Here is a 24,434-nt window from a genome sequence, read left to right as displayed (position 1 = left end):
TGAAGCAGAATTCATCCGCCAGCAACTCGCACGACTCACGAGCGGTGCCGGAGTCTCGGACCCTCCGGTAGCTTCGAGAGGAGAAAGCGACGAAGGAAGTGATGCTCCGACGGGGATTTGAACCCCGGTCATTGCCTCGAGAAGGCAATATGATTGGCCGGACTACACCATCAGAGCACGCGTCGTCGTCGCATTCACCCGTAACCACCGATCACTGATAAGGCTTCCACTTGGGAACGCTCGGTTCGCCCGACCGGGGAGCGTTCGAGCCCCCGGCCCTCTCAGGCGTCCTCGTCGTCGAACGGCGACTTCGCGGCTTCCGGCTCGTGGCCGTCGAGGCTCACGACGTTCTCCCGGCCGACGCGGAGCTTCGAGACGACGCCCTCGTCCTCCATCTCCGAGAGGAGGACGCTCACCTTGGACTTCGACCAGCCGGTCTCCTCGACGATGCGGACCTGCTTCATGCGCCCGCCGTTCTCCCGGAGCAGCTTCCGGACGCGGTCCTCGTCGGAGAGGAACGCCTCGTCGGGAACTGCAGGTTCCTTTGCCGTCCCTTCGGCGGCCTCCCCGGACCCTGACTCGTCGTCCGAGGCCCCCCCAGCGGCGGCCGAGCCAGCCGCAGCAGTGCCGGCGGCGTCGGTATCGGCGTCAGTGACGGCCCCGGCGCCCGTTCCGTCCCCGGCGCCCGTTCCGGCCCCGGCCGTCCCTTCGGTGCCGGGGTCGTCCCTGCGAGCGGCAGTCCCGCCTGACTCGTCGTCGCCAGCACCGACGGCGCTGCCCCCGTCCGTACTCCGGGGGTCGATGGCGGCGAGCGGGGAGCCGGCGGTTCCGGATCGCTCCCGATACCAGCCTGCGCCGACTAGCGTGACGAGTGCCACTGCGAGCAACGGCAGCCAGTTCGCCCCGCCGTCACCGTCTCCGGCGCCCGTCGCGGTCGACGTTTCCGACGGCGTGGTCGCGGGCGTCGACGCCGCTCCCGATTCCGTCGCGGTCGCCGCCGATTCCGGAACGAGCACGATGCGTGGCCGCTGGTCCGTGAACTGCTGCTCGCCGGTCCAGGTCACAGTGTCGCTCTCGCGGAGCGATTCGGGATTCGACTGCGTGCCGTTGGGAGCCACCGACTCGAAGACGAGCCCGTCGCCGGCGTCGACGACCAGCTCCTGGTCGGGGCCGACGTAGAGGCCGCCCTCGAACACGTCGCCGACGACGACGGTGTCGCCGTCGACCTCGGCGAACGACTCCCAGGTGAAGGACAGCTCGACGACACCGACGTCGTTGCCGAGCGAGGACTCGATCGCCGCGTTGCGAGCGAAGCTCGTCGCCGTCATGTTGCGGCCGGTCTGGTTGCTACCCTCCGCGACGAGCGCCGTCGCATCGGACCTGAAGGAGTCGTACAGCGCCGTCTCGTTCTCGTTGAACTCCTCGGCGTAGGCGGCGAAGTCCTCGCGCTCCTGGTCCGTCTCCAGCGTTCGCTTGTAGCGGAACGTCCAGCGTGCGCTCCCGTCGGCGTCGACGCGGATCCGCACGACGGAGCGGTCGAAGCTCTGCTGGAGCGCGGCTGGCGGTCCGTCCGCCGAGAGCGACCCTGACGGCGTCGCATCGCTCCCCATCGACCCGGATCCTGCTGTGGCCGCCCCCGTTCCAGCGACCCCGGCGCCGACCGCGGCGACGAGGACGAGGGTGGTCACGAGGAGCGCTGCGCGTGACATCTACTTGTATCAGCGTCCCGGGCCGTAAAAAGCGCTTACGACCGGGGGCAACATCCGGGCGAACCGTGCATCGGCGGCTCCGGTGAGCCGAGTATCGGCGGTTCCGGGCGAACCGCGCACCGCCGATTCCGGACAAGCGAGGCGGTCCTCGGCGTCGATTACGCGACCCGGTCGCCCGCGGTGAACACCGCGTCCGGCTCCTGCCAGGCGGTCGCGTCCGCGTTGGGGTCGTCGTCGAGGACGACGAGGTCGGCCTGGTAGCCCTCGGCGACCTTGCCGACGTCCTCGAGCCCGAGCAGGGCGGCGCCGTTGACCGTCGCCGCTTCGAGCGCGTCCTCCGGGGAGAGGCCGTACTCGACCATGCGCTCCAGCTCCTCGGGGATGTTCCCGAAGAAGTTGAACGGCGTGCCCGCGTCCGTGCCCATCGCGATAGTGACGCCGGCGTCGAGCGCGTGCTCCCACGCCTCGACGAAGCGGTCGGCGGCGTCCTCCGCCTTCGCGACGGCGCTTTCCGGGATACCGGCCTCGACGCCGTGGTCGACGATGCCCGCAAGCGCGCTCGCGGTCGGGACCCAGTAGGTTCCCTTCTCGGCCATCAGCTCGGCCGCCTCCGCGTCCATGAACGTGCCGTGCTCGATGCTGGTGATCCCCGCTCGCGTCGCGTTCTTGATCCCGACCTCGCCGTGGGCGTGCGCGGCCGTTGGCGTGTTCGTCGGCGCAGCGGCGTCGACGAGCGCCGCGAGCTCCGTTTCCGTGAGCTCGGGTGCGCCGGTGACTGCGCCCTCGGTGAGCACGCCGCCGGTGGCCATGCACTTCACCACGTCCGCGCCGCGCTTGAGCTGCTCGCGGGCCGCCTTCCGGACCTCGTGCGGGCCGTCGGCCTCGCGCCCGGTCCAGTGCCCGTGGCCGCCGGTCATGATGACCGCCTGCCCGGCAGCGAGGATCCGCGGGCCACGGAGGGTGCCGTCGGCGACGCTCTCGGCGGCGTCGAGCGCGAGCGTGTCGCGCGCACCGAGATCGCGGACGGTCGTCACGCCGGCCTCGACGGCAGCTTCGAGGTTGGCCGCGGTGCGATAGCCCGCCGTGTAGTCGGACTCCGCCACGGCGGTCGACACGTCGGGGCGCCCGTCCATCGAGACGTGGACGTGCGCGTCGATCAGCCCCGGCGCGACGACCTGGCCGGAGACGTCGGTCTCGCTGTCCCCGTCGCCGAGGTCGCCGACCGCGACGATCTCGCCGTCCTCGATCCCCACGTCCGCTTCTCGCGTTCCGTCAACGTCGGCCACGCGGCCGCCTCGTAGAATGTGCATGTGGATCGGTGCAGGGCTGGCCGCCTTAATGGTCGGGTCCCGGCAGCGGCCACCGGTTGCGCCGCGACACGGCCGGCTACCCATCTTCCTGCAGGGAGTACACTCACGGTGCTGGCCGACGCAGGGACGCTCATGACGGCACTCAACTCCGCCACGGCACTGGTCTCAGGTGCGAGCTCCGGCATCGGCGAGGCGACCGCCCACGCGCTGGCCCGCGAGGGCGCCGACGTCGCGCTCCTCGCGCGCCGCGAGGAGCAGCTGGAATCGATCGCGGTCGACCTCCGGACCGAGTACGGCGTCGAGGCGACGAGCGTCCCGGCCAACGTCCGCGAGAGCGTCGAGGTCGAGGCTGCCGTGGAGGCCACGGTCGACCGCCTCGGCGGGCTGGACGTCGTCGTCGCGAACGCCGGCGTGGGCCGCGGCAGCGACGTGGCGACGATGAGCGACGAGGAGTACGAGGCGATGCAGGAGACGAACGTCGACGGCACCTTCTACCTCACGCGCGCCGCGCTACCGCACCTCACCGACAGCGGCGGCAACCTCGTCGTCGTCGGGAGCTTCGCGGGGAAGTTCCCGCGCTCCTTCAACCCGGTGTACGCCGCGACCAAGTGGTGGGCGCGCGGGTTCGCCCACAGCGTCGCCGCGCAGGTCGGCGACGAGGGCGTCGGCGTCTCCGTGATCAACCCCTCCGAGGTCCGAACGGAGTTCATGAGCGAGGAGGGGCAGCCGTTCGAGGAGCGCTTCGAGCCGGGCGAGGTAACTGAGCCCGCGGAGGTCGCCGACGCGATCGCCTACGCGGCCGGCAAGGAGGGCTCGTCGATCCACGAAATGGACCTCTTCCGTCGGGACAAGTACAGCGACAGCGGGCTCTGACGGTCGCGACCGCCGCCGCGGCCCGGGGACTACGCCTCGACAGCGACGGTTTCGAGGATCTCGACCTCGTCGCCGACGGCGACCTCGGTCCCCCACGCGGACTCGGGGACGGCCGTCGTCGTCATCAGCTGGAAGTTGTGGTCGAACCGCTCCCCGCCGGACCACTCGGGCATCGTCTCGCGGCGCCTTTTTAAGAAGGTCTCGCGGAAGTTCGGCAGCTCCGCGCCCGTCTCCGGGTCCCGCGAGGGGACGACGCAGCGGGCACACGGGCCGACGCCGGTCAGCTCGCCGTCGCCGACCCGAACGCGGACGCGCTCGTCGTGCCCGGCGAACAGCCGGTCCTCCCAGAACGCCGGGCAATCCGCGAGGACGACGTTCGGCCGGAAGCGACGGCGCATCTCCCGGGCGTCGACGGCGGGGTCCTCGAACCACGACGCGACCTCCTCGAGCGTCGCCTCGGAGATAACGGAAGGGCCGAACCGACCTGACCGGTCCTGGTGCGGCCCATCCTCGCGGGCAAGGTCGACGTCGTACCCGAGGAACGCGGAGAGCCAGTCGCCGGCGGCGTCCGCCTGCTCAGGCAGTTCGAACGTTCGGGTGTCCATCCCCGGTGCATCGAGGGTGACCGCCGTCGGCGTCGCGTCAGCGGGGCTCGCCGTCTCGTAGCTCGCGTCGATCCGATGAATTTGCCGCTCGCTTTTGCCGTTCACGTAGCCGCCGTTGGCGCCGACCGACGCGTCCGCGGGGTCGACGGCGCCCTCGACGGGGGCGTAGACGCGGTCGCCGACGAGCGGGCCGTCGCCGGTGAGGCGGATGCGCTCACGCTCGCAGCCGTCGAGCGACTTGACCGGGTAAGCGACGAGTTCCGCGACGTGTACCATGGCTGGTGGTTGTCGGGAGTTAATAAAAAGATAGAGTTCGACGGCCGTCGGCGGCGTTATTCCTCGTCGCCGTCGGCTTCGTCGGCGTCCGCGTCAGCGTCGTCGTCCTCGTCTTCCTCGGGGAGCTCCGGCGCGTGATCCTCGATCTCCTCGGTGGTGAGCGTCCGGTAGCCCTCAGCCTCGGTGACCGTCGAGACGCTCAGCTCGGCCGGTTCGAGGTCCTCCTCGTGCTCGCGGAGGCCCTCGACGGCCAGCTCGATGCCCTCCTCGAGCGAGAGGTCCTTGCTCCACTCCTCCTCGAACAGCGTCTGGATCTCCTGGCGGCCGCCGCCGATGACGGTCGCTTTCCACTCGTGGGGCGTCCCCGAGGGGTCGGCGCCGAAGAGGCGCGGCTCGCCGTTCTCGATGCCGCCGATGAGGAGCGCGGCGCCGTACGGGCGCGTCCCGCCCAGCTGCGTGTTCTCCTGAATGTGGTCGGTGACGTACTTCGTCAGCGTCTCGATACCGACCGGCTCGCCGTAGCGCAGGCGGTTCGACTGCGCCATCTGGCGGGCGTAGTCGATGAGCTGGCGCGCGTCGGCGACGTGGCCCGCGGAGGCCGTGCCGACGTGGTCGTCCAGCTTGTGGAGCTTCTCGATGCTCTCCGACTCCATCAGCGGCGACGACGCACGGCTCATCGCGGCGAAGACGATGCCGTCGCTCGTGGTCACGCCGACGCTGGGAGCCCCTCGCGACACCGCCTCGCGGGCGTACTCGACCTGGTAGATACGCCCGTCGGGCGAGAACAGGGACGTTCCGCGGTCGTAGGCCTGCTGATCGTTACCCATCATCGGCGCCCACCTCGTCGCGTAGCTCCTTCGATTATCATTACGATACTGTAGCGGGCGAGCAGGGAAAAAGCCTCCCGAAACGGACAGCGATGCAAACAGCCAGCAGGGCGGCCGGCCCACCGGGGTGAGAGCCGCGAGCTGTGACACAAGAACACCGATACCGAGAGCGACTCTGCTTTCGGCCGGTTCAGGCGCGTTCGTAGGTCACGAACGACAGTTCCTCGCGGTCGTCGCGGGCGGTTTCGGTCCACTCGTCCTCGGCGAACGCCGGGAATCGCGTGTCGCCGGCGACCGTCTCGTGGATCTCGGTCAGCACCAGCCGGTCGGCGACCGGGAGGAACGCCTCGTACACCGTTCCGCCGCCCGCGACGTAGACGGTGTCGACGCCCATGTCGTCCGCGGCCGCGGCCGCCGTCTCGACGGCCTCCTGCAGGTCGGTCGCCTGCACGGCGTTCTCGGGGAGGTCCAGGGCCGACCGAGAGAGCACGACGGTGGTCCGCTCCGGCAGCGGCTCGCCGAGCGCGTCGACGATGCTTTCGTACGTTCGCCGGCCCATGATGACGGGGTGGCCCGTCGTCGTCTCCTTGAAGTGCTGGAGGTCGGCCGGATAGTGCCAGGGCATCTCGCCCTCCCGACCGATGACGCGGTTCTCCGCGACCGCGGCGATGAGGGCGAGCGTCAGGTCCTCGGGCACGTCGAGATTGGGGGGCGTTTCACGGCCATCGCCCGCGTCGGTCTCCTCGCCGCCGCTTGCTTCGCTCACCTCACCGTCGCCGCTCATTCCGCGACCGCGAAGCTGAGCCCCTCGGCCGACTCGTAGTCGCGGAGCTGGACGTCCTCGGCCGTCAGCTCGTCGAGCGGCTTGTCGGCGATGTCGATCGTCGGGCGCTCGCGGGGTTCACGCGCGAGCTGCTCGAGCAGGTTCGGGACGTGGTCGTACCCCTCCTCGCCCTCGGCCTCCGCCGGGGCGGTCTCCTCCAGCCACGCCTTCACGTCACGGTACTCCTCCTTGCTGTCGACGTCGGCCATCCGGGCCTGCAGCTCGTCGAGCCCGTCCGCGTACCAGTCGCCGCGCTCGCCCGTGCCGCAGTAGACGTGTGAGTCGACGATGGTGTGGCCGAACTCGCCGACCTCGAAACCGGTCTGCTGGGCGATGGCCTTCGCCAGCAGCGCGTAGGCGGCGATGTTGAAGGGGACGCCGAGCGCGACGTCGCCGGACCGCTGCGTCAGATGGAGGTTCAGCTCGTCGTCGATGACGTCGATGACGAACGTGTAGTGACACGGCGGCAGCGTCGACACCGCGGCGTTGGCGGGGTGCCACGCGTTGACGACCATCCGGCGCGAGTGGGGGTTCTCCGCCAGCGTGTCGAGGACGTACTGGATCTGGTCGAACGTGCGATGGCGGTCCCCCTCGGCGTCCTCCTCGACGGTGACCCAGCGATTGGCGTCCTCTGGCCAGGCCTCGCCCTCGAGGCCGCCCTCGGGAACCGGGAAGCGCCGCCAGAAGCGGCCGTAGGCGGTGTCGAGCCGCCCCTCAGCGTCGGCCCACGCGTCCCAGATCTTCGTCTCCTCGCGGAGGCTCCGGATGTGCTCCTCGCCGGAGAGGTACCACAGCACCTCGTGGATCAGCGAGTTCCAGCGGTAGCCGTCGAGCTGTTTGGTGGTCAGGAGCGGGAACCCCTCCGAGAGGTCGACGGTGTACTGCTGACTGAACGAAGCGACCGTGTCCACGCCGGTCCGGTTCGGTTTGTACGCGCCCGACCCGATTGTGTCGCGCACGACGTCGAGGTACTGTTGCATGTGTCGAGGTCTTACCAGTGAACGGGCGTGCCGGAGTAAAAATCCCGCCGATCGCCCGAAAGGGGGTGTCGTCCGAACACCGGTCGGTCGTCGCGATCGCCGGACGCGACGGTGGCAAGGAACGCGACAGCGGCGGAGAAGGCGACAGTGACCGGGAGATCGACGGCGCCGGCGACCGCCCGCTACTCGACGGTGAACTCGAACCGCGCACCGCCGGCGCGCCCGTCCTCGATGGAGACGTCCCAGTCGTGGCCGTCGACGATCTCGCCGACGATGGCGAGGCCGATACCGGTGCCCCCGTCGCGCGTCGAGTAGCCGAACTCGAAGACGTCGTCACGTTCCGCTTCCGGGATACCCGGGCCAGTGTCCTCGACGTAGAAGCCCGGCCCGTCCGCGAGCATGCCGACGTAAATTGTCTCGTCGCCGTCCGCGTGCTCCGCACTGTTGCGGAAGAGGTTCTCGAGGAGCTGTCGGAGCCGGTCCGGATCCGCGTCGAGCTCCCAGTCGTCCTCGATAGTCAGCTCCAGGCCGTCCGCGTCGGCCGATTTCCAGGCGTCGCGGGCGACCGCCTCGAACGAGGTGGGCTGCCGGTCGTCGATGGCGACGCCGCTCCGGGCGAGCGTCAGCAGGTCCTCGATGAGGTCGTCCATCCGACTGTGAGCGTCGCGGACGCGGTCGATGGCCTTCTCCTCGCCCTCCAGCGCCATGTCCAGATACCCCCTGGCGATCGAGAGCGGGTTCCGTAGGTCGTGGGAGACGACGCGGGCGAACGTCTCCAGTCGGTCGTTCTGCCGGGAGAGCTCGGCCTCGCGCTCCCGGAGCGCGGCCTCCCGGTCCGCACGCTCGAGCGCGCTTTCGACGTTTGCGGCCAGGATCCGGACCAGCGAGCGCTCCGACTCGGCGAAGTCGTCGGGGGCGCGGGAGCCGGCGATGAGGACGCCGTGGTCGCCGAGTGGCACGATCAGTTCGCTGCTTGCAGGGGTGTCGTTGCTGTACGAGCGCGGATCGTCGCCGACGTCGTCGACGTATTCGGCCTCGCCGTTGCGGAAGGCCTCCCCCGCGATGCTCCCGTCGATCGGGAGGTTCGCTATCCCGCCGAACATCTCTTCCGCCTCGTCCGTCGTCCCGATCGGCACGAGTTCGTCGTCCGCGTGCTGGAAGATGCCGACGATCTCGAGCGAGAGAATGTCGGCCGCGGCAGTCACGCCGCGCTCGGCGACTTCCGTCGACGTCTCGGCTTCCATCAGCGCTCGCGTGGCGTCGTGGAGCAGCTCCGTCCGTTCACGATAGCGCTTCTGCTCGGTGACGTCGGTGTACACCGCGTAGCCGTCGGAGGCGATCTCGGAGTCGTTCAGGGGGATCGCGCGGAGGTGGAACGTCCGCTCCCCGCGGATCGTCTCGCGAACGACCTCGGTTTCGAACCGCTCCCCGTTGATCGCCCGGTCGACGATCTCGCGGGAGCCCTCCCGGCGATCCGGTGGGACGACGTACCTGTCGAGCGGTTCGCCGACGACCGCCGATTCGCGTATTCCGAAGGTCTCCTCGAAGGCCGAGTTCACCGCCCGGACGACGGGCTGTCTGTCGACGAACTCGACTTCGGCGATGCAGTCGGTGCTGTTCTCGAACAGGCTCGAGATGCGGTCGCGCTCGGCCTCCAGCTGCCCGCGCTGGGACTGCTGGCGGCCGTAGTAGGTCCCGAACACGCCCCCGATGACCGCGCCGAGGGTCGTCATGTGCGTCACCAGAACCATCGGTCGGGACGACGACTGGAAGCGCTGGAAGGCGAACACCCAGCCGACGAGGAGAAGGACGGTGAGGCTTCCGGCGATGACGGCAGCCGCGACCGTCGTCGGCGATTCGAATCGTCGATACCCGGTGACGATCGCGGCCCCGACGCCGATCAGCCCGAGGTCGAGCAGGAGCGGGATGCTGTTCTCGGCGACCGTCGTCCACACCGGCTCCCCGAGCCTGACGTCTTGATACATGTCGCCGACCGTCAGCGACGTTAGCAGAAGCCCGAGCGCACAGACGAGCGCGCCGCCGATCCACCGCCGGGTCCCCTCTCGCATCGGTTACTGTGTAATCCGGTCCGATACGGAAATAGGTTGAGATCCGGGAAACCTCACGGCCCGTCGAGGAGCGCGTCGTACGCAGCCGCGTAGGCGTCAGCAATGCGCTCCGGTCGTTCCCGTTCCTCGCTCGTGAGCGCGGGCAACCCAATCGTCGCGAGCGGCTCGATCATCTCGGTTACGGCGTCGGTGTGTTCCTCCAGTTGCCCCTCGCGGGCGCTCCCGGCGGCGACTTCCCGGGCTGTCTCGTATCGGTCGCCCTCGTACACCCGGACTCGGCCAGGGTCGACCACCGCCACGGCGTCGACGGCGACCTCCAGCGGGTACGCGACGTCGCCGTACGATTCGACGACGACCGGCCCCTGCGCGGCCTCGACGCGGTTGGCCAGCCGCGTCAGCCCCGGAACGTGGTAGTCGCGCATCAGCTCGTTGAACTCGTCGACGCTCCGAACGCGCGGTGCCGCCTCGAGCGGCAGGTGTTCGAAGACCGGTTCCGGCACGATCCCGGCGTCCGCCGCGGCGCCGTTGACGACGAACAGGGGGTCGCCGCTGGTTGCCACGCGGTCGACGAGGAAGGTGCGATCCGATTCGCCGAGGAGGCCGGTGTGGCCGGGCGTCGGCCGCCAGAGGCGATGGATCGGGTTGATGCGTTCCGGCGCGAACTCCTCGGCATCGCTCTCGGTGCTCTCGGTGCCGTCGACGCCGTCGACGCCGCCGACATCGTTGGCGCCCTCGACGCCGTTGGCGCCCTCGACGCCGTCACCCTGGCCGAGCGGCCCGGCACTGGCGGCCGCGAGCCGACGTGCGTCCTTGCCGTACAGGCGACCGTCGGTGATCGCCGTCCGAACGTCGTCGTGGTCGAACCAGAAGTCGTTGCCTGCGCGGGGTTTCACGCCCGTCGGGTCCGCGCCGTCGCTCCGGAGCCTGGACAGCAGCCCCGTCGAGAAGGTCGTCTTGCCGGCATCGACTCGCGTGCCACCCGCGACGAGCAGCGTCGCGTCCGTCGGTATTTCGGTCACGCGAACTACTCGGCGGGGTCGTCCGCGTTGGCCCCCTCGTCGGCCGCTCCCTCGGTAGATTCCGTCGCGTCCGTGGCCAGGCCGTAGTAGCCCGGGCCCTCCTCCTCCAGCGGCTCACCGATAACGAGGTCGTCCGCGTTCGTCATGACCCACGGAATGGCCCAGTCGACGAGGACGGCCTCGGTCCCCTCGTCGACCTCGGCGTCGGGGTCGAGCCCCTGCAGCAGGCGGGCTATCTCCGGCACGGTGTACATCTTGTCCGGCTCCAGCAGCTCCTCGGCCGTGTAGAAGTCACAGGGGTAGATCTCGTCGAACGCGTCCTTTGGTTCCGGCATAACTCGTCGTTCGGCAGCGGTTGAGTAAATGCTGGCGGTCCGGACGGTTCGCGCCGACGCTCGTTCCCACATGCGAAACACGTATTGGGGGTGCCTACCACGGGCACACATCGATGGCCGATCCGACGAGTCAGGTAGTCGACGCGTGTCGATACTTCGGCGGCGAACGCCTGCGCGACATCTGGATCTTCGACGGGGAGCGGCACGCGTCGCTGTTCTTGCGTGACGACGTCGCGGCGACCATCGACGACGTCGACGTGAGCCAGTACGTCGACGTCGAGCGCTACGGCTACGTCACGCGTGAGAGCTACGAGGACCTGCACTACGCCGAGTACTGGTACACCGTTCGCGGGTTCGACGAGTACGACCAGTATCGGACGTTCTTCGGCGAAGGGACCGACCGCGTCGGGCTCTTCGCGAGCTTCGACAGTCACGTCGAGCCGTGCGACTTCCGCGCGCTGACCGAGTCACTCGAGGGTGTCGTCGACCCCGCCGGGCTCGCCGCGGCACTGGACGCCGAGTCGGACGACTAGCGGGACGAGGGGCCAAAAGAAATCGGGATTGCAACCGCACACGATCCGGCGACCGCCGGGTCGACTTACTCGTGGTTGCTGACGGTGTTCTGGTAGTTCTCCGCCACGTCGTCCCAGTCGATGACCTCGAAGAACGCCTGGATGAAGTCACCGCGGGCCGGGCCGTAGTCGTGGTAGTAGGAGTGCTCCCAGACGTCGAGCGCCAGGATCGGGTGCGCACCCCACAGCGCGCCCTGGTCGTGCTTGTCGACCTTCAGGTTCCGGAGCTGCTTGGAGACCGGGTCGTAGACGAGGAGGGCCCAGCCGCCGGCGGCGCCGGCAGCGGCCTCGAACTCGCCCTTCCAGGCTTCGTAGGACCCGAAGTCCTCCTCGATGCGGTCGCGGAGCTCGCCTTCCGGCTCGCCACCGCCGTTCGGGGACATGTTGTTCCAGAACAGCGTGTGGAGGTAGTGACCCGAGCCGTTGTGGCTCACGTTGCCGAGCGCGGACGGCGTGCTGCCGAACTCGTGGTCCTCGCGGTTCTCCGCGAGGGTCTCCTCGGCGTTGTTGAGACCGTTGACGTAGCCCTGGTGGTGGGTGTCGTGATGCCACGTGAGGACCTGTTCGGAGATGTGCGGTTCGAGTGCGTCGTAGTCGTACGGAAGCGGATCGAGTTCGTGACTCATTGTATCACCTACTCCGTTATTAGCTGCCAGACTTCTTAAAGATTGATGAGGTGAATGGTAACGCGTGGCAGCCGACGGGACGCATGCTGGGACCGCAAACGTCGATTTCGACGCCGACGCTCACGCTGTCAGGATACTGGAACGAAAAGGCGGTGGGACTGGGATTTGAACCCAGGAGGCCGTGAGGCCACCTGCTTTCAAGGCAGGCGCAATAGGCCACTCTGCCATCCCACCAGCACCCGGACGTTGCCTGCGGCCCGACTAATGAATGTCGGTCCGGCACGGCGGTCCCGGAGAACGGCTACTTGCTCACTCGCGAACCAGCGTCGGCTCGCCGTCCTCCTCGACGACGTCGAGCCCGAGGTCGTGAACGACCTCCGCCGTGTGGACGGGAACGTTGCGCTCGGCGGCGACGCGGGCACGAATCTCGGGGACCACGTCGAGCAGGTCCGCGCCGGTCGCGATCGTCGGCTGCGTTTCCAGGAACTCGACGTCGCCGTCGACGTCGCGGGTCCGCGCCGTCAGCGTCTCCAGCGGGGGGCTCGCGAACGCACCGTCGAAGTCGATCGGCTCCGTAAAGCCGGCATAGTAGGTGCGGCCCGCCGTCGAGGGCCCGAGAACGGCCTCGTTCGACCGGAGCTGCATCGAGGCGCCGTCGAGCAGCGTCCGGGTGAGGAACGGCGCGTTCGGGCGGACGACGGCGACGGAGCGCTCCCCTTCCTCGCGCAGCAGGTGCGTGACGGTGTTGCCGACGCGGGCGTCGAAGGAGGAGCCGACCTGCTTCTCGAAGCGCACGTCGTCCAGCGAGTCGAGGGTGTCACCGACGATGGCCCGGAGCTCGGCCGCAGCGGGCGTGTCGGTGACGGCCGCGTCGGGCAGCTGGTCGTCGGTCGGGTAGTTCACGAGCAGGTCGCTCCCCGAGCGGGCGACGGCGAGCACGGTATCCCGGAGGGCGGCCTCCGAGAGTTCGGCTGCCTCGGCCGCCGAGAGCGGGCTCGTTTCGGCGAGTGCGGACAGGGCGTGCCCCTCGCGGGGTGGGTCGGCCAGCACGGCCACGACGGTCATACGCGCCCTCGGCGCCTCGGCGCCTTGAAGCCGCCGTTTTTAGTGCGTCTCCGTCGTGGAGGGAGGTATGCAACTCCGTCGACTCCTCGCGTTCCTCGCCGCGCTCGTCGTGCTGCTGGTGACCGCAAGCGGTGTGGCCGGCCTCCCCGCCGCGCTCGCGACGCCCGGAACCGTCGCCGTTGCCGGCGTCTGTGGCGTGGTCGTGCTGATCGGCGTCGTCGCCGGCCGGGTCGGCGTCGGCCCGCGGACGACGTACTGGTAGGAGGGACCCGCGTCAGTTCAGCGTTCCTGCCGGCCCTTCGTCTGCCGATAGTCCCGGCTCAGGACGTTCTCGCGCATGTGCTCCCGGAAGGCGTCGGCGTCCGCGTCGTCCATCGCCGCTGGCTCCTTCATCGGGACGAGCTCGAAGCCGCGACCGCGGATCGTCGTCGCGTGCTCGGTCTCGACGTCGAAGCTGTCGGGTTTTCGCGTCGTGTAGTCGATCGCGAGCGCGTCCAGCGCCCGGTCGCCGACCGGCACGATGATCTGTGGGTTGATCATCCGGATCTCGGCGTTGAGGAACGGTTCGCAGGTGGCGACTTCCTCGTCGGTCGGGGTTCGCTCCGGATGGCGACAGCGCGTCAGGTAGGTGAAAAAGAGGTTCTGGACGTCCGGCTCCGTCGCGTCCGGCTCGGAGCGCACGAAGCCGAGGTCGCCAAAGATCGACTGGACCCGCTCGCCGGCGGCGTCGCCGGTGAAGGGGATGCCCGTCCGGTCCGCGCCTTCGGTCGGCGCCTCGCCGACGACGAGGAACTCGCCGCCGACGTCGCCGTAGCCGTGGACGAGCGATTCGCGCGAGCCGCAGAGGGCGTCGCAGTTCTCGCAGTCCTCGTCCATCCCGAACGGGTTCTCGAACTCCATCTGGTGCGCGTCCACAGTGGAGCGCAGGGGATCGAGGGTGAAAAACCCAGGCTTCGCGGTTAGACGCCCTCGCTATGGGCGACTTCGTAGTGCTCGGCGTACTCGTCGTAGTCGGTGAGCAGCTCCTGGGCCTTCGGCGGGACGAACGCCTGCTCCCAGTCGTCGCCGCCGAACTCCTCGACGGCCTCCCACGACTCGAACCGGGTGATGGTGGCGTACTCGATCCGGTCGCCCTCGTCGCGCCTGGCCATCTCGTAGCCGACGTAGCCATCCCCGGACTTGTCCTCGATCTTGTCGTAGTTCTCCTCGGTGACCAGCTCCTCGTACTCCGCGGCGTTCTCGGGCGTCGTCGTGCCGTGCCAGATTCGGACGATCATGAGTACGTCTCCGGATTTCCACTCCAGGTGATTAGTATCCTCGGCATCGGCAGTGTACGAACATTAACCGCGATAGCTCATTCGTTCATGACGAACAGAATATATATCCCAGCGATCAGCAGCAGTATCATGAGGAGGATGATGAGGACTTCGGGACCAAGCGGGATTCGAAGGGGAACCGTTTGAACCATACCGCCTTCTTACACGCCTGGCTGATAATATTTCCGAGGGTTTACTACGATTTTAACCACCCGCGTTCGAAAGGTCAGCCATCGCTATCTTCGTGGTGTCGCTCAGTTCGCCTCCAGGACGCAAGCTCCCAACTGCTCGCGTTCGCTCCTCGTCGGTTGGTCGGTTGTCGTCGCCTCTGAAACCACTCGGCACATCCAGAAAGCCCCAGCCGCTGAGCGGTCGCGCTGCTCGCTGCGCTCCTCACGGCTCACTCGCTTCGCTCGTTCGCCGTTGCGGTGCTTACTTCCCAGGGCGTCCCGCTCAGCGACTGCCCCTTTCAGTCCCGCCCGGGAGTGGTGGCCGGGGCGTCGCGCACGGCGGCTCTTCGGCGATCGTCGCTCGCCGGCTGTCGAGCGTGCGGTCCTTGGGCGGTCGGCGCGCACGAGCGACACGTGCGAGGGAGGCCGGGGCTTGCGGTAGCTGGGCGGTGCTGTCGCGGTTGCTGGGCGGTTGCGGTCGTTGTGCTGAGCGGTTGCGGTCGTTGTGCTGAGCGGTTGCGGTCGCGGTGCTGAGCGGTTGCGGTCGCTGTCTTGGCGGACTGAAAGGGCGACGGCCGGTCGCGGTGTAACGGAGTCGCTGAGTCGACCCCTATCTGAACCGGGCGGTGCGGAGAGGTTCAGATATGTCGCTCAGCGACCGTGAGCGGCCGAGGGCCTTCTGGGCGTTTGCGGTGCTGTCGAGCGCAAGACCGGATCGCCTGCTTAAATTTGCTTGAAACAGTAGTCAGAAATACGGTTTCTTTATTCAGAAACATCGTGAAACGGCCATCACTCTTTGACTGCGTACTGACCACAGTCCAGTCGGAATATATCAAACCATGGTCGTTCAAAAGAACCAATTACCTACCATTCCACGCAGGACGTATGAGCAAGGAGAGGATCACCGTGAATGGAACAGAGTACAAGATGTCCGTAAGTAAAACTCAGAATGAGATACAAATATCAGAATGTGACGGGAATAGTGTCGCGATCCTCGATATAGATGGGGCAGATTACGGACAAGAGCAGGAAGCGGAGGATAAATTCGAGAGACACGTAAGGAAACAAGATGAGATCCCAATAGAAGACCTGTATGCTATATTTATATCTCATGCTATTTAAAATTCCTGAGAGACTACTATTTTTAAACCGCATTTTTCTAAGGTTTTGTCTGAGAAAACCGGTCGCTGAATAGTATGTACTGACCGATTTGGAGGGCCAGTTTCGTCATCCACACTGAATAAAGAAATTGTATTTCCAGCTACTGATAAAGAGCGGCTGAGGGCTTTCACCTGTTCGCAATGCTATCGAGGGCGTCAGGATATACATCTAAGCAACCGACCGCAAAATCGGATTACGCGGGGACGAATCGGTCGTCGTCGCGGTCGACGAGGTCCTGCTTTCGGAGGGTCTTCAAAACGCCGTACAGCGCGATCTTCTTCATCCCGAGCGAATCGGCCATCTCGGACACCGTGCCGCCCTCGTTCGTCGAGAGATACAGGTACACGAGCTTCGCGCGAGGGGACTGCAGTTCCGGCGGCATCGCGGCCTGCCCTGCCGGACCCACAGTATCGGTCTCAATCATCGTGTGCGGAGTGAGTAGTTCGACGATAATAAACCCCCATTTCAACAGCTGTCGAAAACCGAAAGACGGCACGTTGGCCGCCGCTGGCCGCCGGTTTTCGAGTCTGCGATACTGACCGAGGACGACACTGGACGCACGAAGAACGAAAAGACGGCAAAACGTTCGACCGCTGTCGCACTGGGAAGCGTTGGCAGGGACCGTGACTCCGGCTCAGTACGAGCGGACCTTCGGCTCGTACGTCTTCGACTCCCCTTCGAGGAGCACGGGCTTGAACCAGAGTTCCGGTTCGCCGTCGTTCCACGACAGCATCGTGTGCTTGATCCAGTCCTCGTCGCGCCGCTCCTGGAACTCCTTGCGCCAGTGGGCGCCGCGGAACTCGTTGCGCGCGAGCGCGCCGACCGTGATCGCCTCCGCGATGTCGAGGAGGTTCCGCGTCTCTAGCGTCTTGGTCAGGTCCGTGTTGAACGTGCGCGAGGGGTCCGAGACGGCGACGTCCTCGTAGCGGTCGCGCGCCGCACGGATGTCGCGCAGGGCCTGCTTGAGGCCGTCCTCCTCGCGGAACACGTTGACGTTGTCCGTCATCGTCTCCTGGACCGTCGAGCGCACCTCCGCGTGGTTGATCCCGTCGGATTCGAGGAGGTCCTCGATCATCTCGCGCTGCTCCTCGACGGTTTCCTCGAGCACGGCGTCGCCGTCGGCAGCGCCGCCGTCAGCGGCGGTGGACCCCTCGGACTCCGTTGCGGCTTCGGTGGATTCGCTGGCCTCGGGTTCGCCGAGCGGGACGGGGGAGTCGACCTCGCCCATCTCGTACTCGCCTTCCTTGCCGGTCGTGATCTGGGGCTCGCCGAGGTCCTCGCCGGCGGCGTGGCGGCCTGCGCGCTTGCCGAAGACGATGAGCTCGGGCAGGGCGTTGCCGCCGAGGCGGTTGCTGCCGTGGACGGAGACGCAGGCGCACTCGCCGGCCGCGTACAGCCCGTCGATACAGGTCTGGCCGTTCTCGTTCGTCTCGATGCCGCCCATCGCGTAGTGCTGGCCGGGCTTGACGGGCATCGGTTCATCGAGCCCGTTCACGCCCTCGAAGTCCTCCGCGAGGTGGAGGATGTTCTCCAGCCGGTCGAGGACGCGGTCCTCCCCGAGGTGGCGCATGTCGAGGTGGACGTACTCGTCGTCGATGCCGCGGCCCTCGCCGACTTCCGTCAGTTCGGCGCGAGCGACGACGTCGCGGGAGGCGAGCTCGCCGTCGTTGTTCGCGTAGCCGTGTTCGAACATGAACCGCTCGCCTTCGCTGTTGTAGAGGATGCCACCCTCGCCGCGGACGCCCTCGGAGATGAGGACCCCGGTCGAGGGGAGCGTCGTGGGGTGGAACTGGATGAACTCCATGTCCTCCATCGGCGCGCCGGCGCGGTACGCCATGGCGACGCCGTCGCCGGTGTTGGCGATGGCGTTGGTCGTGTGGGCGAACGCCTGGCCGAGGCCGCCCGTCGCGAGGATGACGCTGTCGCGAGCGCGGAAGCCCTCGACCTTCCCGGTCTGGACGTCGTAGGCGGCGACCCCGTGACAGGAGCGGTCCTTAGGGTCGTCCTCGTCGGTGACCGCGAGGTCCGTCACGTGCCACTCGTCGTACACCTCGATGCCGCGTTTGACCACCTGCTCGTACATCGTGTGGAGCATCTGGTGGCCGGTCTCGGCGCCGGCGTAGGTGGTGCGCGGGAACGAGAGCCCGCCGAACGGGCGCTGGGAGACGGTGCCGTCCTCCTCGCGGGAGAACGCCATCCCCCAGTTCTCGAGCTGGATCGTCTCTTCGGGACTGTCCTGACAGAGGGTCTCGATCGCCGGGGCGTCGCCCAGGTAGTCGGACCCTTTCATCGTGTCGTACGCGTGGTCTTCCCACGAGTCGCCCTCGCGGATCGCGGCGTTGATGCCGCCCTCCGCGGCGCCCGTGTGCGAGCGGACCGGGTGGAGCTTCGAGACGATCGCCGTGTCCGCACCGGCTTCGTTGGCTGCGATCGCGGCTCGAAGGCCGGCACCGCCCGCGCCGACCACGATTACGTCGTGTTCGTGCATAGTGTGTTTGTCTCGTTGTGTTCGGTGGTCGGGGAGTTACCAGAACTTCAGGTTGTTCTTCACGGCTTCGCGCTTGAGCTCCTGGATGTGGTCCGTCAGCGGAATGTCCTTCGGACACACCTCGGTACAGGAGAACTGGGTCTGACAGCGCCAGACGCCGTGTTCCTGTTCGAGGATCTCCAGGCGCTTCTCCGTCATCTCCTCGCCCTCGCGCTCGTCCATCGCGAAGCGGTAGGCCTTGTTGATGGCGGCGGGGCCGAGGTACTCGTTGTCGCCGGCGGCAACGTTACAGGAGGACATACAGGCGCCACACCAGATACACCGCGTCGACATCTTGATCTTCTCGCGGTTCTCGCGGCTCTGGCGCTGTTCCTCGAGCTCCTCGTCGGGCAGCTCGTCCGTCTGGAAGTACGGCTCGACTGCCTCCATCTGGTCGTAGAAGTGCTCCATGTCGACGACGAGGTCCTTCTGGACCTCGGCGTGCGGGAGCGGCTCGACGCGTACCGGCGCCGAAAGCTCGGAGATCTGTGTCTTGCAGCCGAGTCGCTGGGAGCCGTTGATGAAGAGCGCGTCGGAGCCACAGACGGCCTGCCGGCAGGAGTGCCGGAAGGTGAGCGAGGAGTCGTAGTGGTCCCGCGCGTAGATGAGCGCGTCGAGGACGGTCATCCCTTTCTCGAAGGGGACGTGGAACTCGTCGAACCGCGGTTCCTGTTTGCCCTCGACTTCCGGGTCGTAGCGGAACACCTGCAGTTCGACCGTGTTCTCGCCTGCCTTCCCGGACTCGGCGGCCTCGGCCTCCTCCGCGGCCGCTTCAGCTTCCGCCTCGGCGGCGCGAGCGCGCTTCTCCTCGCGGCGGACCTCGCCGGGGGATTTGGCGTCCGCCGCGTCGGTCTCGGTCTCTTCGTCGGTCTGGTCGGGAACTTGCGTGCTCATGGTTAGTAGAGGGGAATCCCGGCCCAGGCGTTCGCCGTGCGAATCCCCTGGACGATCAGGATGACGCTGGCCGTCACGAGGGTGTACTTCACGACGGTCTTCTTGCGGCCCGAGAGGCCCTGGTTGATCAGCGCGTTGTACACGCCGTTGACGCCGTGGAACGTCGCCGTCAGCAGGAACAGGACCATCAGCGAGTAGTACGTCCAGTGTTCCATCCGTCCTGCGCTCATCAGGAACGAGACCTCGTCCGCGTGGTGGACGAAGTGCAGCAGGAAGAAGTGGAAGGCCAACACGACGATCAGGAACGCCGCCGTGATACGCTGGAGCAGCCACGACGTGCCGCCCGGCGTGAAGGAGCTGTATCGTTCAGCCATGTTAGAACGCCCCCGCGAGGAACGTCGGCACTGAGGCGACCGTGATCGCGCCGGTCAGGATCAGTGACGCGTAGAAGCTCTTGTCCTGCGATTCCAATCCGATACCAAGGTCGACGAACAGCAGCCGCGTGCCGTTGAGAATATGGAACACGGCGACTGCAAGGAGGCCGACCTCGAGGATGCGGACGAGGAGCAACTCTTCGAGGGTTACGATCGTCTGCGTGAAGACGTCGTTGCCCGCCGCCAGAGTTGCCTCTCCCGCACCCGCTGCCGGTATCGCGGTACTCAGCACGGCAATGTGGGTAAACAGATACCCCACAAGCACCCAGCCGGTGAACTTGTGGAAGATCCAGGCCCACATCCCCGCGGAGAACTCCCGCCAGCGGCCGAAGTCCTCGATGAGGCCACGATTGTACGACTGACTCATGCCGTTTGCGGGTCAGTCCCGCGGTGGTATAGTAGTTTCTAACATCGCGAGCGGCGAGGCGACTTCCGTCCCGCGACGCTCCTGAATCGTCCGCCTCTCAAAACCGGCCGAACACCTGTTCGGCCACATCTTTCACGGCGCACCCGCGCGAGCACTCGAGCATGAACCTGCTCGAAGGCGACACCGTGGTCGTCACCGGCGGCGCCTCCGGCATCGGCCGCGAGATCTGCCTGACCGCCGCGCACAACGGCGCCGACGTCGTCGTCGCGGACGTGCGGCGCGACCCGCGAATCGCCGAGGAGCCGACGGACGTCGTCGTCACCGAGCTCACGGGCCAGGACGCGGTCCACGTCGAGTGCGACGTCCGGAACCCGGACGACCTCCGGCGCGCGGCCGAGACCGCCGACCGCTTCGGCGGCGTCGACGTCTTCGTCAACAACGCCGGCATCTTCCGCGCGGAGCAGTACGTCGAGGTCGACGAGGCGGACTACGACGAGATGATGGACACGCACGCGAAGGGCGCCTTCTTCGGCGGGCAGGCCGCCGCCGAGCACATGGACGAAGGCGTCGTCGTCAACGTCTCCAGCATCGCCGCCCTCCACGGCAACGAGAACCACCCCGTCTACGACGGCGCGAAGGCCGCCGTCTCCAACTTCACGAAGTCGATGGCCGACGCGCTCGGCCCCGACATCCGCGTCAACGCCGTCCTCCCGGGCGTCATCGAGACGGCGATGACGACGGAGGACGTCCCGACCATCGGCGCCGAGCGCGAGGAGCGCTACGAGGGCGAGATCCCCGCCGAGCGCTTCGGCAGCCCCGAGGACGTGGCGGAGGCCGTCGTCTTCCTCGCCAGCGACAAGGCCGACTACATCACCGGCGCGGAGCTCGTCGTCGACGGTGGGCTTAGTGCGGTCTGATCGAGTCCGTTTCTGTGGTTGATCGGTCGTCGTCGCGGGCGACGCCACTCCGCATGCCTCGAAAGCCTCAGCTGTTGCTCGGTTGCGTTTATAAACAAGTTCGGGTGATTTGGCGGGAGACACCACTCAGCATGCCCAGAAAGCCCCAGCCGCTGAGCGGTCGCGCTGCTCGCTGCGCTCCTCACCCGGCTCGCTCCCTCACTTCGTTCGGTCGCTCGCCGGGATTGCGGTGCTAGCGTCGCAGGGCGTCCCGCACAGCGGCTGCCCCTTTCAGTCCCGCCCGTGAGTGGTGGCAGGGCCGTCGCTCGCGGCGGCCCTCGGGCTAGCTCCGTACGCCGGACAACCGGCATGCGGTGCGTCTGCGGTTGCGGTGCTGTCGCTGTCGCGGTGGCTGGGCGGTGCTGTCCTGGCGGACTGAAAGGGCGACGGCCGGTCGCGCCGGAGGGGAGTCGCTGAGACAGGCACTATCTGAACCGACCGGTGCGGAGAGGTTCAGATATCCTGCTTCGCGAGATATCGAAGATTTCTCGGAGCCCGAAAATCTCCGATTTTCGGGACAGCGACCGCGAGCGGCCGAGGGCTTTCTGGGTGTTTGCGGTGCTGTCAAGAGCAGTTAGGGTCCAAATCTGTACATCCGATCTCGAAGTAGGACCATCAGGGTGCTTCTCGGTGAGCGACGAGAACGGCTCTCTATCGCGTCGAACGCGACCACTCAACTGCTCGCCGATCCGTACCTGGGTAGCTTGACTTAAAAGGAAACGAGAATCACGGGCACGATGGTGCCCGACGCGTCGCATTCCCTCCTTCCACTGCGAGCGCCATCCAGACGGATGCCGCGTCGCGAAACGCCAGGATCCCCCAAGATCCGGCTACGCCATCATTTGTGGTAATGGTATAAATGTCTATTCACCGGGGTGTGGGTGGCTGTATTACCCCTTGCTGGAGCGAATCTCCCGCTAAACCGGCGAATCCGTTGCCCGCTCTCGTCGGCTTGGACCGACAGAATGAGGTACCCGTTGGTGGAAGAGACCCGCAAGAATGTTCGACAAGGTTCTGGTTGCCAACCGCGGCGAGATCGCGGTGCGGGTGATGCGCGCCTGCGAGGAACTCGGCATCGACACGGTCGCCGTCTACAGTGAGGCCGACAAACACGGCGGCCACGTCCGGTACGCGGACGAGGCGTACAACGTCGGCCCCGCCCGCGCGGCCGACTCCTACCTCGACCAGGAGGCGATCATCGAGGCCGCGAACAAGGCCGACGCCGACGCGATCCACCCCGGCTACGGCTTCCTCGCGGAGAACGCCGACTTCGCGGCGCGCGTCCACGAGGAGGACGGCCTCACCTGGGTCGGCCCCTCCAGCGAGTCGATGGAGCGCCTCGGCGAGAAGACCCACGCCCGCCGCGTGATGGAGGAGGCCGACGTGCCCATCGTCCCCGGCACGACCGAACCCGTCGAGGACGTCGAGGAGGTCACCGACTTCGGCGACGAGCACGGCTACCCCATCGCGATCAAGGCCGAAGGTGGCGGTGGCGGCCGCGGGATGAAAGTCGTCGAGTCCGCCGACGAGGCCGCGGACCAGCTCGAGTCCGCGAAGCGCGAGGGCGAGGCGTACTTCTCGAACGACTCGGTCTACCTTGAGCGTTACCTCGAGAACCCGCGCCACATCGAGGTCCAGATCATCGCCGACGAGGACGGCAACGTCGTCCACCTCGGCGAGCGCGACTGCTCGCTCCAGCGCCGTCACCAGAAGGTGATCGAGGAGGGGCCCTCCCCCGCGCTCTCGGACGAGCTCCGCGAGGAGATCGGCGACGCCGCCCGCCGCGGCGTTCGCGCGGCCGACTACTTCAACGCGGGCACCGTCGAGTTCCTCGTCGAGGAGGAGGACCGCGAGCCGGGCGAACTGCTCGGGCCGGACGCGAACTTCTACTTCCTCGAGGTGAACACCCGTATCCAGGTCGAACACACCGTCACGGAGGAGCTCACCGGCTTCGACATCGTGAAGGAGCAGCTCCGGGTCGCCGCCGGCAACGAGCTCTCCATCGCGCAGGACGAAGTCGACCTCGACGGCCACGCGATCGAGTTCCGGATCAACGCCGAGAACGCTGCCGACGACTTCCAGCCCGCCAGCGAGGGCTCGCTGGACGTCTACGACGCGCCGGGCGGCATCGGCGTCCGCGTCGACGACGCCCTCCGGCAGGGCGACGAACTGGTCACCGACTACGACTCGATGATCGCGAAGCTCATCGTCTGGGGCGAGGACCGCGAGGAGTGTCTCGAACGCTCGCGGCGTGCCCTCGCCGAGTACGACCTCGAGGGCGTCGTCACCATCATCCCGTTCCATCGGCTCATGCTGGACGACGACGAGTTCCGCGCGGGCACGCACACGACGAAGTACCTCGACGAGGAGCTCGACCGGGACCGCCTCGTCGACGCCCAGGAGAAGTGGGGGACCGAGGGCGTCCTCGAGGCCGAGGGCGAAGCGGAAGCGGAAGTTACCGAGCGCGAGTTCACCGTCGAGGTCAACGGCAAGCGCTTCGACGTCTCCCTCGAGGAGGAGGGCGCACCGTCGATCCCGACGCCCGAAACCGGCGGCGGAGCCGATGGTGGCGGCGGTGGCGGCCGTCCGCAGGGAGCTGGCGGCAGTGAGGAGGAAAGCGGTGGCGAAGCGGTCGAAGTCGCCGAGGGCGGCGAGGCCATCGAGGCCGAGATGCAGGGGACGATCCTCTCGGTCAACGTCGAGGAGGGCGACGAGGTCGGCGCCGGCGACGTCGTCTGCGTCCTCGAGGCGATGAAGATGGAGAACGACGTCGTCGCCGAGCGCGGCGGCACCGTCACGAACGTCGCCGTCGGCGAGGGCGACAGCGTCGACATGGGCGACGTGCTGATCGTGCTGGAGTAGCGCCGAACCGACGGGTCCGTTTCAGTCGCCGCCAGTCAGTCGGTCGAGTGCCGCGAAGTAGTCTTCCCGCGGAATCTGGTAGTGTGCTCGGGGATCGACGTCACCGTCGGCGAACCGTCCAGCGACGTCGACCGCGCCCTCGAGCGCGGCGTCGCGAGTGTCGAACGTTTCGGTCAGGACCTCAATCTCCGGCTCCAGGAAGAGCTCGACGTGCCACTCCTCAGTCTGATACTGCCCGGCCCCTGGCCGTCGCTTCCGCGACCCGTTCGTAACGTAGATCGTCGGGAGACACTCCGCGGGGTACTCGTCCTCGGTGAACACGTCCGGGCGAAACGTGAGAATGACGCGGCCGTCGGGCTCCTCGTTCCACACCTGCCAGCCGGTCGGGAGGTCCGGGAGACTCATGGCGGCCGTTCGCGGTCGACGCTTGAAAACGTCGCGTTCCGGCTGGATCAGCGTCCTGCCGGCAGCTATCTCAGCGCGGAACGACGGCGGCATCGCTCTCCGGTACGTGACTGCTGAAGGATGCTCGATCAGGGATTTGAACCCTGGTCGTCGGCTCGAAAGGCCAACATGATTGGCCGGACTACACCAATCGAGCGTATCAACTGGTTCTGGCTGGTTCGGTTTAACCCTTTTCAACTCACTCGGCCGTGCA

Annotated in this window: 25 protein-coding genes and 3 tRNA genes; 6 read left to right on the top strand and 22 right to left on the bottom strand. The window is 67.2% G+C overall.

What is annotated here, in order from left to right:
- Window positions 1-102: 102 nt before the first annotated feature.
- From ACQE3M_RS10625 to ACQE3M_RS10615, 3 genes are all read right to left on the bottom strand, one after another.
- Window positions 103-177, bottom strand: a tRNA-Glu gene (locus tag ACQE3M_RS10625).
- A gap of 104 nt (window positions 178-281) precedes the next feature.
- Window positions 282-1,709, bottom strand: a complete 1,428-nt coding sequence (locus tag ACQE3M_RS10620) for a helix-turn-helix transcriptional regulator (protein ID WP_430505579.1) — start codon at window positions 1,707-1,709, stop codon at window positions 282-284.
- A gap of 158 nt (window positions 1,710-1,867) precedes the next feature.
- Window positions 1,868-3,019, bottom strand: coding sequence for a metal-dependent hydrolase family protein (locus ACQE3M_RS10615; RefSeq protein WP_430505578.1), 1,152 nt, complete (start codon window positions 3,017-3,019; stop codon window positions 1,868-1,870).
- Window positions 3,020-3,151: 132 nt separating this feature from the next.
- On the opposite strand from ACQE3M_RS10615, the gene ACQE3M_RS10610 reads away from it, so the two are divergent.
- On the top strand, window positions 3,152-3,892 hold the full coding sequence (locus ACQE3M_RS10610; protein WP_430505766.1) for an SDR family oxidoreductase: 741 nt from the start codon (window positions 3,152-3,154) through the stop codon (window positions 3,890-3,892).
- 29 nt (window positions 3,893-3,921) lie between these two features.
- Here ACQE3M_RS10610 and ACQE3M_RS10605 read toward each other — a convergent pair whose 3' ends face one another.
- From ACQE3M_RS10605 to ACQE3M_RS10575, 7 genes are all read right to left on the bottom strand, one after another.
- Window positions 3,922-4,773, bottom strand: a complete 852-nt coding sequence (locus tag ACQE3M_RS10605) for an MOSC domain-containing protein (protein WP_430505577.1) — start codon at window positions 4,771-4,773, stop codon at window positions 3,922-3,924.
- A 56-nt stretch (window positions 4,774-4,829) separates the two neighbouring features.
- A complete protein-coding gene (psmA, locus tag ACQE3M_RS10600; RefSeq protein ID WP_430505576.1) occupies window positions 4,830-5,603 on the bottom strand; it encodes an archaeal proteasome endopeptidase complex subunit alpha in 774 nt (257 codons plus the stop codon).
- Between the two features lie 187 nt (window positions 5,604-5,790).
- Entirely contained in the window at window positions 5,791-6,384 is a 594-nt protein-coding gene (locus ACQE3M_RS10595; protein ID WP_430505575.1) for a dihydrofolate reductase, read from the bottom strand.
- Window positions 6,381-7,403: a thymidylate synthase gene (gene thyA, locus ACQE3M_RS10590; RefSeq protein ID WP_430505574.1), complete on the bottom strand. Its 1,023-nt coding sequence runs from the start codon at window positions 7,401-7,403 to the stop codon at window positions 6,381-6,383. The genes ACQE3M_RS10595 and thyA overlap by 4 nt, the downstream gene beginning before the upstream one ends.
- A gap of 182 nt (window positions 7,404-7,585) precedes the next feature.
- The gene (locus tag ACQE3M_RS10585) at window positions 7,586-9,472 is read right to left on the bottom strand and encodes an ATP-binding protein (RefSeq protein ID WP_430505573.1); all 1,887 of its coding nucleotides are present in this window, start codon (window positions 9,470-9,472) and stop codon (window positions 7,586-7,588) included.
- Window positions 9,473-9,525: 53 nt separating this feature from the next.
- Window positions 9,526-10,491: an ATPase gene (locus ACQE3M_RS10580; RefSeq protein WP_430505572.1), complete on the bottom strand. Its 966-nt coding sequence runs from the start codon at window positions 10,489-10,491 to the stop codon at window positions 9,526-9,528.
- 5 nt (window positions 10,492-10,496) lie between these two features.
- A complete protein-coding gene (locus tag ACQE3M_RS10575; protein ID WP_430505571.1) occupies window positions 10,497-10,826 on the bottom strand; it encodes a DUF5827 family protein in 330 nt (109 codons plus the stop codon).
- A gap of 113 nt (window positions 10,827-10,939) precedes the next feature.
- Here ACQE3M_RS10575 and ACQE3M_RS10570 point away from each other — a divergent pair, with 113 nt between their 5' ends.
- On the top strand, window positions 10,940-11,359 hold the full coding sequence (locus tag ACQE3M_RS10570; protein ID WP_430505570.1) for a DUF7522 family protein: 420 nt from the start codon (window positions 10,940-10,942) through the stop codon (window positions 11,357-11,359).
- A 65-nt stretch (window positions 11,360-11,424) separates the two neighbouring features.
- On the opposite strand, the gene sod is transcribed toward ACQE3M_RS10570, so the two are convergent.
- From sod to ACQE3M_RS10555, 3 genes are all read right to left on the bottom strand, one after another.
- On the bottom strand, window positions 11,425-12,024 hold the full coding sequence (sod, locus tag ACQE3M_RS10565; RefSeq protein ID WP_430505569.1) for a superoxide dismutase: 600 nt from the start codon (window positions 12,022-12,024) through the stop codon (window positions 11,425-11,427).
- A 150-nt stretch (window positions 12,025-12,174) separates the two neighbouring features.
- Window positions 12,175-12,258, bottom strand: a tRNA-Ser gene (locus ACQE3M_RS10560).
- A 75-nt stretch (window positions 12,259-12,333) separates the two neighbouring features.
- Entirely contained in the window at window positions 12,334-13,089 is a 756-nt protein-coding gene (locus tag ACQE3M_RS10555) for a DUF2064 domain-containing protein (protein ID WP_430505568.1), read from the bottom strand.
- Between the two features lie 67 nt (window positions 13,090-13,156).
- On the opposite strand from ACQE3M_RS10555, the gene ACQE3M_RS10550 reads away from it, so the two are divergent.
- Entirely contained in the window at window positions 13,157-13,351 is a 195-nt protein-coding gene (locus ACQE3M_RS10550) for a hypothetical protein (protein ID WP_430505567.1), read from the top strand.
- Between the two features lie 17 nt (window positions 13,352-13,368).
- Here ACQE3M_RS10550 and ACQE3M_RS10545 read toward each other — a convergent pair whose 3' ends face one another.
- Window positions 13,369-14,004: a uracil-DNA glycosylase gene (locus ACQE3M_RS10545; RefSeq protein WP_430505566.1), complete on the bottom strand. Its 636-nt coding sequence runs from the start codon at window positions 14,002-14,004 to the stop codon at window positions 13,369-13,371.
- Window positions 14,005-14,048: 44 nt separating this feature from the next.
- The gene (locus ACQE3M_RS10540) at window positions 14,049-14,366 is read right to left on the bottom strand and encodes an antibiotic biosynthesis monooxygenase (protein ID WP_430505565.1); all 318 of its coding nucleotides are present in this window, start codon (window positions 14,364-14,366) and stop codon (window positions 14,049-14,051) included.
- Window positions 14,367-15,460: 1,094 nt separating this feature from the next.
- Between ACQE3M_RS10540 and ACQE3M_RS10535 the strand changes: the two genes are divergently transcribed.
- The gene (locus ACQE3M_RS10535; RefSeq protein ID WP_430505564.1) at window positions 15,461-15,697 is read left to right on the top strand and encodes a hypothetical protein; all 237 of its coding nucleotides are present in this window, start codon (window positions 15,461-15,463) and stop codon (window positions 15,695-15,697) included.
- 232 nt (window positions 15,698-15,929) lie between these two features.
- On the opposite strand, the gene ACQE3M_RS10530 is transcribed toward ACQE3M_RS10535, so the two are convergent.
- From ACQE3M_RS10530 to sdhC, 5 genes are all read right to left on the bottom strand, one after another.
- Complete coding sequence (locus ACQE3M_RS10530) at window positions 15,930-16,160, bottom strand: TrmB family transcriptional regulator (RefSeq protein ID WP_430505563.1); 231 nt, start codon at window positions 16,158-16,160, stop codon at window positions 15,930-15,932.
- Between the two features lie 210 nt (window positions 16,161-16,370).
- Window positions 16,371-18,224, bottom strand: coding sequence for an FAD-binding protein (locus tag ACQE3M_RS10525; RefSeq protein WP_430505562.1), 1,854 nt, complete (start codon window positions 18,222-18,224; stop codon window positions 16,371-16,373).
- Between the two features lie 36 nt (window positions 18,225-18,260).
- Window positions 18,261-19,157: a succinate dehydrogenase/fumarate reductase iron-sulfur subunit gene (locus ACQE3M_RS10520; protein WP_430505561.1), complete on the bottom strand. Its 897-nt coding sequence runs from the start codon at window positions 19,155-19,157 to the stop codon at window positions 18,261-18,263.
- Between the two features lie 2 nt (window positions 19,158-19,159).
- A complete protein-coding gene (locus ACQE3M_RS10515) occupies window positions 19,160-19,531 on the bottom strand; it encodes a succinate dehydrogenase/fumarate reductase transmembrane subunit (protein WP_430505560.1) in 372 nt (123 codons plus the stop codon).
- Between the two features lies 1 nt (window position 19,532).
- Window positions 19,533-19,958, bottom strand: a complete 426-nt coding sequence (sdhC, locus tag ACQE3M_RS10510; RefSeq protein WP_430505559.1) for a succinate dehydrogenase, cytochrome b556 subunit — start codon at window positions 19,956-19,958, stop codon at window positions 19,533-19,535.
- A 161-nt stretch (window positions 19,959-20,119) separates the two neighbouring features.
- Here sdhC and ACQE3M_RS10505 point away from each other — a divergent pair, with 161 nt between their 5' ends.
- Both ACQE3M_RS10505 and ACQE3M_RS10500 read left to right on the top strand, forming a co-directional pair.
- Window positions 20,120-20,875, top strand: a complete 756-nt coding sequence (locus tag ACQE3M_RS10505; protein ID WP_430505558.1) for an SDR family NAD(P)-dependent oxidoreductase — start codon at window positions 20,120-20,122, stop codon at window positions 20,873-20,875.
- Window positions 20,876-21,913: 1,038 nt separating this feature from the next.
- The gene (locus tag ACQE3M_RS10500) at window positions 21,914-23,776 is read left to right on the top strand and encodes an acetyl-CoA carboxylase biotin carboxylase subunit (protein ID WP_430505557.1); all 1,863 of its coding nucleotides are present in this window, start codon (window positions 21,914-21,916) and stop codon (window positions 23,774-23,776) included.
- Between the two features lie 21 nt (window positions 23,777-23,797).
- Here ACQE3M_RS10500 and ACQE3M_RS10495 read toward each other — a convergent pair whose 3' ends face one another.
- The gene (locus ACQE3M_RS10495) at window positions 23,798-24,181 is read right to left on the bottom strand and encodes a DUF5820 family protein (protein WP_430505556.1); all 384 of its coding nucleotides are present in this window, start codon (window positions 24,179-24,181) and stop codon (window positions 23,798-23,800) included.
- A gap of 121 nt (window positions 24,182-24,302) precedes the next feature.
- Window positions 24,303-24,377 (bottom strand) — tRNA-Glu (locus ACQE3M_RS10490).
- Between the last annotated feature and the right edge of the window lie 57 nt (window positions 24,378-24,434).

The organism is Halosubterraneus shenae (assembly GCF_050510935.1).
Lineage (GTDB): Archaea > Halobacteriota > Halobacteria > Halobacteriales > Haloferacaceae > JBDGPU01.
Note: the sequence above shows the minus strand (reverse complement) of the source record. Positions and strands in the feature narration are given on the sequence as shown.